This window comes from uncultured Fibrobacter sp., from assembly GCF_900316465.1.
Classification (GTDB): Bacteria; Fibrobacterota; Fibrobacteria; order Fibrobacterales; family Fibrobacteraceae; genus Fibrobacter.
On sequence record NZ_ONDD01000050.1, the window covers coordinates 1 to 8,042 of the forward strand.

General features: G+C 50.5%; 8 protein-coding genes and 1 pseudogene. 2 read left to right on the forward strand and 7 right to left on the reverse strand.

What is annotated here, in order from left to right; genetic code table 11:
* The 5 genes from QZN53_RS12660 to QZN53_RS12680 form a co-directional block, all read right to left on the reverse strand.
* Nucleotides 1–113: 50S ribosomal protein L19 (locus QZN53_RS12660; protein WP_163439279.1), on the reverse strand; the 113-nt coding region annotated here is incomplete at its 3' end.
* Between the two features lie 15 nt (nt 114–128).
* Nucleotides 129–833, reverse strand: a complete 705-nt coding sequence (gene trmD / locus QZN53_RS12665) for a tRNA (guanosine(37)-N1)-methyltransferase TrmD (RefSeq protein WP_163439280.1) — start codon at nt 831–833, stop codon at nt 129–131.
* A complete protein-coding gene (gene rimM, locus QZN53_RS12670; RefSeq protein WP_163439281.1) occupies nt 830–1,387 on the reverse strand; it encodes a ribosome maturation factor RimM in 558 nt (185 codons plus the stop codon). Before rimM ends, trmD begins: the two co-directional genes overlap by 4 nt.
* A 114-nt stretch (nt 1,388–1,501) precedes the next feature.
* A complete protein-coding gene (gene rpsP, locus QZN53_RS12675) occupies nt 1,502–1,945 on the reverse strand; it encodes a 30S ribosomal protein S16 (protein ID WP_073318120.1) in 444 nt (147 codons plus the stop codon).
* Between the two features lie 374 nt (nt 1,946–2,319).
* A complete protein-coding gene (locus QZN53_RS12680) occupies nt 2,320–3,792 on the reverse strand; it encodes an amidophosphoribosyltransferase (protein ID WP_163439282.1) in 1,473 nt (490 codons plus the stop codon).
* A 384-nt stretch (nt 3,793–4,176) separates the two neighbouring features.
* Here QZN53_RS12680 and QZN53_RS12685 point away from each other — a divergent pair, with 384 nt between their 5' ends.
* Complete coding sequence (locus tag QZN53_RS12685; protein WP_163439283.1) at nt 4,177–5,505, forward strand: GGDEF domain-containing protein; 1,329 nt, start codon at nt 4,177–4,179, stop codon at nt 5,503–5,505.
* A 44-nt stretch (nt 5,506–5,549) separates the two neighbouring features.
* Entirely contained in the window at nt 5,550–7,034 is a 1,485-nt protein-coding gene (locus QZN53_RS12690; RefSeq protein ID WP_163439284.1) for a DUF1846 domain-containing protein, read from the forward strand.
* A 111-nt stretch (nt 7,035–7,145) separates the two neighbouring features.
* On the opposite strand, the gene QZN53_RS12695 is transcribed toward QZN53_RS12690, so the two are convergent.
* Complete coding sequence (locus tag QZN53_RS12695) at nt 7,146–7,844, reverse strand: hypothetical protein (RefSeq protein ID WP_163439285.1); 699 nt, start codon at nt 7,842–7,844, stop codon at nt 7,146–7,148.
* Nucleotides 7,845–7,862: 18 nt separating this feature from the next.
* Nucleotides 7,863–8,042, reverse strand: a pseudogene (locus QZN53_RS12700) (4-hydroxy-tetrahydrodipicolinate synthase); the annotation flags it as partial.

The window sequence follows — 8,042 nt, forward strand, 5'->3', positions numbered from 1 at the left end:
TCCTTGGTGCCTTCGATCACCTTCACGTTCACGGTGACGGTATCGCCAGCGCGGAGTTCAGGAAGGTCGGTCTTCAAGTTTTCGTTATGGATTGCTTCAATGTTCAGGGACATTTGTGTACCTCGTTTTTATTTGATGCCAAATTTAGTATCTTCTTCAAGATTTTTAAAGATGTCTGGGCGTCTTTCTTGCGTTCTTTTTAACGATTCTTGGCGCCTCCAGGCTTTAATGTTCGCGTGATGGCCCGAAAGGAGCACTTCGGGGACCTTTTTTCCTTCAAAAACTTCGGGTCGGGTATAGACCGGCCATCCCAGTACGCCCTGCGCAAAAGAGTCCGTTTCGCCGGATTCCTTGTTGCCGAGCGCCCCGTCCAGGAGTCTCACCACGGCATCCGTCACGAGCATGGCAGGCAGTTCGCCTCCGCTCACGACAAAATCGCCGATAGAAATCTCCAAGTCGACCTCGGACTGGCGGATGCGGTCGTCGATTCCCTTGTAGTGCCCGCAGACAAGTACCAGGTGGCTTTCTTTCGAAAGTTCCTTGGCCATCTTGTGGGTAAAGGGAACCCCGTCTGCAGTCAAGTAGATGACTTTACCGCCGTCTTCCTTGACACCCGTGCTGCGAATAGCGTTTGCGAGCGGTTCGGGCCTAATGACCATTCCCGGTTCGCCGCCATAGGGCACGTCGTCCACCTGGCCGTAATCGTTGATGGCAAAGTCGCGCAGGTAGACGGTATTGAATTCCATCAGACCTTTGCTCTGGGCGCGACCCATGATCGATTGCTTCATGGGGGCGAACATCTCGGGGAAGATGGTGATGCAGTCGATTCTCACCTTTCCTCCGGGCACAGGCTCTTGAGGTAGTCTGCGCTGAATACGATGTTCTTGCCATCTTCGTCCACGTCCAAGACACAGTCGTCTATCCAGGGGGCGAGGATTGTTTTCGCGGAAAATTCGCGTTGGAAGGCTGCATCGAACTTGATGTGAAATGCGTTCACGGTAGGCAGTTCTTCGACTTCAAGAACTTCGCCAATGTCGCGGCCGTCTTCCAGTTTTACGCGGAACCCTTCCAGATCGTCCAGGTAATATTGCCCTTCGGGGGCGGGGAGCCTCTCCGATTCGGGAATCATTACGTCTGCATTCACGAAATGGGTGAGCGATTCCGGCGTATCGTACCCCTTGAACTTGAGTAACCACAGATTGTTTGCAAGCCTGGAATCTTCCAGAGTCAATTGGACCTGTTCACCATTGGTCTTCTTTAGCATCACATCCTTAAGCTGCTCGTGACGTGTTAGGTCGTGAGTGAATGGCATCGCCTTGATGTAGCCCTTGACGCCATGAGTGCGCATGAGCTGGCATACGGTGATGTATTCTTCGGATTCAGACATGAAAGACTTAGTGGGGTTTTGAATCGGTGGAAGGCGGTTGCCCTTGTTCAAGCGGCTTTTGCTGCATAAAAAAGTCCCGCGTTGTTTGGCGCGAGACTCTTTATAAAGCGAAAATTATGCTTCGGCGGCAGGAGCTTCAGCGGCCGGTGCTTCGGCAGCGGCAGCGGCTTCAGCAGCAGCGGCTTCCTTGGCAGCCTTTTCAGCTTCGATCTTGGCGAGAGCCTTAGGACCGAGCTTGGCCTTCTTGGCCTTTTCAGCACGCGGAGTAGCGGTCTTGCCTTCGATAGAACGGCCGGCGCGGATTTCGTGGAACAAGTCCATGATGCCGACCTTCTTGAGGAGGCTGCGAACGGTGTCAGACGGCTGTGCACCGGTCTGGAGCCACTTGAGGACCTTTTCCTGTTCGAACTTGATTTCCGGAGTCTTGGAATTCGGGTTGTAGAAACCCACCTGTTCGATAAAGCTATCGTCGCGAGCCTTGCGGGAATCAATCACCACGGCGCGGTAGATGGGGTTGTGACGCTTGCCGAAACGAGCGAGACGGATAACGGTTGCCATTTTAACCTCTTATTTGTTTGTTCCCCTTTGCGGGGAAATGGGGTTTGTTTTATTGTTTTGGGCCAAATATAGCAAAAGAATCTTGTTTGTAAAGGACGGCAATGTAAAATTTTTCCGTTCTTTACAAACAAATTAATTGAATTTTAAAGGCGTAAATTCGCAAAAATGCAGTTTTCCGGTAAATTTCGCCAAATTTAGGCCATAAAAAGCACCCCATGAATGACAAAGCCCCCGGGGGTTAACCGGGGGCTTGAAAGTCCTAATTGAGGACTGAACTACTCTTTATCCTTGCTTTCGCTGTCGTCGCCGTGAGCAACAAAGCCCCAGGCGTTAAGCTGGGGCGGTTGCGAGAGAATCGGCTCAGTGGTACGTACTTAGTCTTCTTTAGCCGATTCGGTCTCTTTACAACAAGGACAATGGTAGCAGTCACCCGTTTCGGCGTAGTCCTTACCGCTCCAGCAGTAGGTGCAGAGCTGTTCGGCGGGGAGACCGATAGCGTGAATCAGGTCGTCGATGCGCTGGAACGCAAGAGTCGTCAGGTTCAGCTTCTGGCGGATGTATTCCACCATTCCCTTGTAGGCTTCGCCATCGGGATTGGTGTACTTGTCCAAATCGGGATTTTCGCCTTCCTGGTCGCGGATGTAGCGACGGGTAATCAGGTCGTATTCGTTCTTGGAACGAGAGAAGTTGATGAATTTGCAGGGGAAAACCAGCGGCGGGCAAGCGATACGCATGTGGGTTTCTTTACAGCCCAAGGAGTAGAGCTTCTGAGCCTGCTTACCGAGCTGGGTACCGCGTACGATGGAGTCGTCGCAGAACACCAGGCGGCGGTCCTTGATGAGTCCCGGAATCGGAATCAGCTTCATGGATGCCACGCGTTCGCGCTGCTTCTGGTCCTGCGGCATAAAGGAACGGGCCCAAGTCGGCGTGTATTTCACGAACGGGCGGGCGAACTTGATGCCGGCTTCGTGAGCGTAACCGAGGGCGTGGGACGTACCGGAGTCAGGAATACCGCAGGCGGCGTCTGCTTCGGTGGGGGTGCGCTTTGCAAGGGCAGAACCGCAGCGGTAGCGGGTCATTTCCACATTGCGGCCTTCGTAAGTGGATGCCGGATAGCCGTAGTAAACCCAGAGGAACGAGCAGATAGCCATCTTCTTGCCCGGAGCAACGAGCGTCTTGTCGCCATCCGGTGTGAGTTCGGCGATTTCGCCCGGACCCATGTCGCGGACATATTCAAAGCCGAGGTTATGGAGAGCGCAGCTTTCTTGCAGGGCGATCATGGCGCCGTCTTTCTTGCCGAGCACGATTGCCGTACGGCCCCACTTGTCGCGGCTGGCGTAGAACTTGCCGTTTTCGTCCATCAAAAGAACGGAGCAGCTACCCTTGATTTTTTCTTGTACGTACTTGAGACCATCGACAATGGAATCCTGCGTTGCAATCAGGGCGGACACCACTTCGGTCGGTCCGACCATTCCGCTAGTTGTGGAATACTGGAGCTGCATGCAGTTGTTCTTGAACAGCTCGTTCTTAATTTCTTCGATATTCGTAATCAAGCCGACGGTCACGATAGCGAACGTGCCGAGCTTGGATGTCATGACGAGCGGCTGCGGGTCAGTATCCGAAATAACGCCGATACCTACGTTTCCTGCAAAAGAGGGCAAGTCATGTTCAAACTTGCTGCGGAACGGGGTGTTCTGGATATTGTGGATTGAACGATGGAAGTGTCCGTTGGCCTTGAGAACAGCCAAACCGCCACGGTGGGTTCCAAGGTGTGAATGGTAGTCGGTTCCGAAGAAGAGATCGCTTACGCAATCTTCTTTAGAAACAACACCGCAAAAGCCGCCCATAAATACTCCTTGAGTGATTGGGGAAAATTTGAATTCAAAGGTAGAAATTTTGTGCGACTTGTTAAGCCGTAAAAACATAATTATTACTTTCAATCTCAAAACCATCTTTAACTATTCATTCTACCTCCATATCCAATATCCATTATTCATTATTCATTATTCATTACTCATTACTCATTACTCATCCCTCACTTCACACCCCACACCTCACACCTCACACCTCACACCTCACATCTCACATCCCTTCGGCTACTGCACATCTGTTTAGGTAGTGGCGTTTCGGCCTCTTTCGGGATTATTTTTATAGGAAATCCGGAAAAATGTTTGATTTTCCTTAAAATTTTATTAATTTATAGAACGTAAAGTTTCTAAAACGGTTTGCCGATGGATTCGCTTTTGTCTATAGAAGATATTTCGATGGCTCTCTCGCTCGATTACGAGTGCGTGTTTTTTGTCGATATAGAAAGCGATAACTACGCCATGTTTGCGTTCAGCGGGAACCATAAAAACCTTGAATTGAACGAAACGAGTAATTTCTGGGCCGATTCCCGCGTAAACTTGGAAACGGTTGTCTATGAAGATGACAAGGCCTGGTTTGCTGAAAATATTGCTACTAAAGAAAAGCTTGTCGCTTCTGTACAGAACGGAAATACCTTTAGAGGAAAGTATCGCATTGTTGCGAATGGAACCCCGGTTTGGTATTCCATGAAGGTTGTTCGTGGGCAGGGTAAACAGCGCGATTATTTGATTATCGGTGTTACAAACATCGACAAACAGGAACGAGAAAGTCTGGCTCTTAAGCAGAAAGCTTCTAAAAGTGAACTGTACGGCCAGATCGTGATGGCGCTTGCTGAACGCTACGACGCCCTTTACATGGTGGATCTGGAAACAAACCATTATGTGCAATACAAGAGCGAACGTGTGTTCTGCGAGCTGAGTATTGCCCTTGAAGGCGATGATTTCTTCAATCAGCTTAAAAAAGATGCTCTTAGCGTCATTTACAAAGATGATATCCCGTTGCTGACGGCTGCTTTGGAAAGAAGTGTCCTTTTGAAGGAACTGGATGATCATGGCGTGTTTACGTTTACCTATCGCCTGAATTCTCCTGATGGTCCTTTGTTTGTAAAAATGGTGGCCGTTTATTCCGATAAAAAGCATATCGTGATTAGCGTGACCAACATTGATTCTCAAATTCGCCGTGAACAGAAAATTAGGGAAGAGGCCAGCATTGCCTATGAAAAGGCTCGCCGTGACGGCTTGACGGGAATCAAGAACAAGACTGCTTATGGTGAATTTGAAGCCAAACTGAACCAGCAAATCCAGTCGGGCGAAGATGTTGAATTCGCCATTGCCATTTGCGATGTGAACGGTCTTAAGGATGTTAATGATACGCGCGGACATATCGTGGGTGACGAATATATCAAGGCGGCTAGCAGGCTTGTGTGCAACACGTTCAGACACAGTCCGGTGTTCCGTGTAGGTGGTGACGAATTTGTAGCGATTCTTCGTGGTGGAGATTTTGAAATCCGCGAAAAGTTGCAGAATGATTTTGCAGAAACTGTAAAACGGAATGCCTTTGATGGTCAAGTAGTTATGGCCTGTGGTATTTCTGTTTTTGACAAGACTTGCGACCATAGCGTTGCCGATGTCTTTAAAAAAGCCGATGCTTTAATGTATCAAAATAAGGTAAGCCTAAAGGGCGCTCGCAGATAAATCTTTTCTATCTTTGGAAAGTTAATTCTATAGATAGGCAAAAGATGTTTAAAGTAGGGTTTGATAACGACGCGTACCTGAGGACGCAGTCCGAAAAGATTGCCGAGCGCATTGCGAAGTTCGGCGGAAAACTTTATCTGGAATTTGGCGGAAAACTATTCGATGACCATCACGCATCCCGCGTGTTGCCTGGCTTTGCGCCCGATAGTAAAATCCGCATGCTCGAAAAGCTCAAGGACAAGGCCGAGGTCATTATCGCCATTAATGCCGGCGATATTGAAAAGAACAAGGTCCGTGGCGACTTGGGTATTACCTACGATCAAGATGTCTTGCGCCTGATTGATGCCTTCCGTGGTTACGGTCTTTATGTGAGCTCCGTGGTGCTGACCCGCTGGCAGGAACAGCCGAGTGCCGTTGCTTACCAGAAAAAACTCGAAGGTTTAGGCCTCAAGGTTTATCGTCATTATCCGATTGCTGGTTACCCGAGCAACATTCCGCTGGTGGTGAGCGATGACGGTTACGGCAAGAATGAATTTGTTGAAACTTCTCGCGAACTTGTGGTGGTGACGGCTCCGGGCCCCGGAAGTGGAAAGATGGCTGTGTGCCTTTCGCAGATTTACCACGAAAACAAGCGTGGTGTAAAGGCTGGCTATGCCAAGTTCGAAACCTTCCCGATTTGGAACATTCCGCTCAAGCACCCGGTGAACCTCGCATACGAAGCCGCCACCGCCGACTTGAACGATGTGAACATGATTGATCCGTTCCACTTGGAAGCCTACGGACAGACGACTATCAATTACAATCGCGATGTGGAAATCTTCCCGGTGCTGAACGCCCTGTTTACCCGCATTCTCGGTGAATCTCCGTACAAGAGTCCGACCGATATGGGCGTGAACATGGCCGGCAATTGCATTGTTGATGACGACGCCGTTTGCGAAGCCGCTCGCCAGGAAATCATCCGTCGCTACTACAACACGCTTTGCGATGTGCGTAAGGGCAACGCCGACAAGGATCAAGTTTACAAGCAGGAACTGATTATGGAACAAGCCCAGATCAGTACTGCAAACCGCCCCGTGATTGCGGCTGCCGTCAAGAAGGCCGAAGAATCCGAAGGCCCGGCTGTAGCAATTCAGCTGAACGATGGCGCTATCATTACGGGTAAGACTTCGTCTTTGCTTGGCGCCTCTTCTGCAATGTTGCTGGATTCGCTCAAGCACTTGGCTGGTATTCCTGATGAAGTGCGTCTGCTTTCGCCGATGGTGATTGAACCGATTCAGAGTCTGAAAACCAAGCAGCTCGGCCACAAGAACCCGCGCCTGCATATGGATGAAGTTCTGGTTGCGCTCTCTGTTTGCGCCCTCACGGATTATAACGCCAAGATTGCTATGGAAAAACTCCCGGAACTTCGCCACTGCGAAGTGCATTCCAGCGTGATTCTTTCTCAGGTAGATGTGGGCGTGTTCCGCCGTCTCGGTGTTAACCTGACGACTGAGCCTACGTATCAGACCAGCAAATTATATCATGGCTAAATAGAGTGTCATGCCCGACTTGGTCGGGCATCCCCTTTTAAATGAAAAAAAAGTCGCGACGGTGTCGCGACTTTTTAGCTTGTATGCAATTACTTCGTTTGCTTGGAAGAATTACTTCTTCTTGGAAGCCTTCTTGCTGGAAGATTTCGGGGGGTGAACCGCAATCTTCTTCACGCTCTTGTCTTCGGCCTTGGCGAGTTCAGCTTCTTCGGCTTCGAAGATTGCCTGAGCCTGGCGGAGAGCGTCGGTCGGGTCGATTTCGATTGCTTCGGAGGCTTCGTCTACGAGTTCGGCGAAGTCATCGTACCAATCAGCGAAGATTTCCACTTCGAGGTGGTCGACACCCGGAACAGTGAGGCGTGCGCCGCAGGCTTCGCCCACGCGGTCGAGGTACTTGGCCATCTGCGGCTTGAGGAGCGTCAGGTCGAGACCGTCGAGGTCTTCGGGTTCGAAGTAAACGGCGTCGACATCGCTGTCGTCGTCCTTAGCCTTCTTGCTCTTCTTGCCTTCGCACTTGCCGCACTTGCAGTCGCCGTTGCAGCATTCTTCGTTGCCGTACAGGGCCATGTATTCTTCATCGTCCATGCCGCTGTCGTAGTAGAATTCGTCTTCTTCGAGGTACAGGGTTTCAACAAAGATTCCCTTTGCGCCGAGCGTCTTGGCTGCAGCAATGAATTCCTTGAGGTCGCCGCCGAAGTAGCGGGTGGTTTCCATGTCTTCGTTCAGGGTCTGAACGGGAATGGGGGAGAGCTTCTGCTTCTTGAGGTAGTCGCAGATTTCGTCACTGATGGATTTCTGAGTCTTTGCCATGTGAATCTCCTGGTAAAATTAAACGTGGTACTTCTTGAGGCTCGGAGCCTTTTCGTTAATGAGCTTCATGATGCGTTCGACAGCTTCGACGCCATGTGCGGTGTCCTTCACGCTAACGAGCGGCTGGAACAGCGGGCTGTTGAACAGCGTGCCCAGCGGAATCGGGTTCTTGCGGCAGAAGGTCGCTTCCACGTAGTC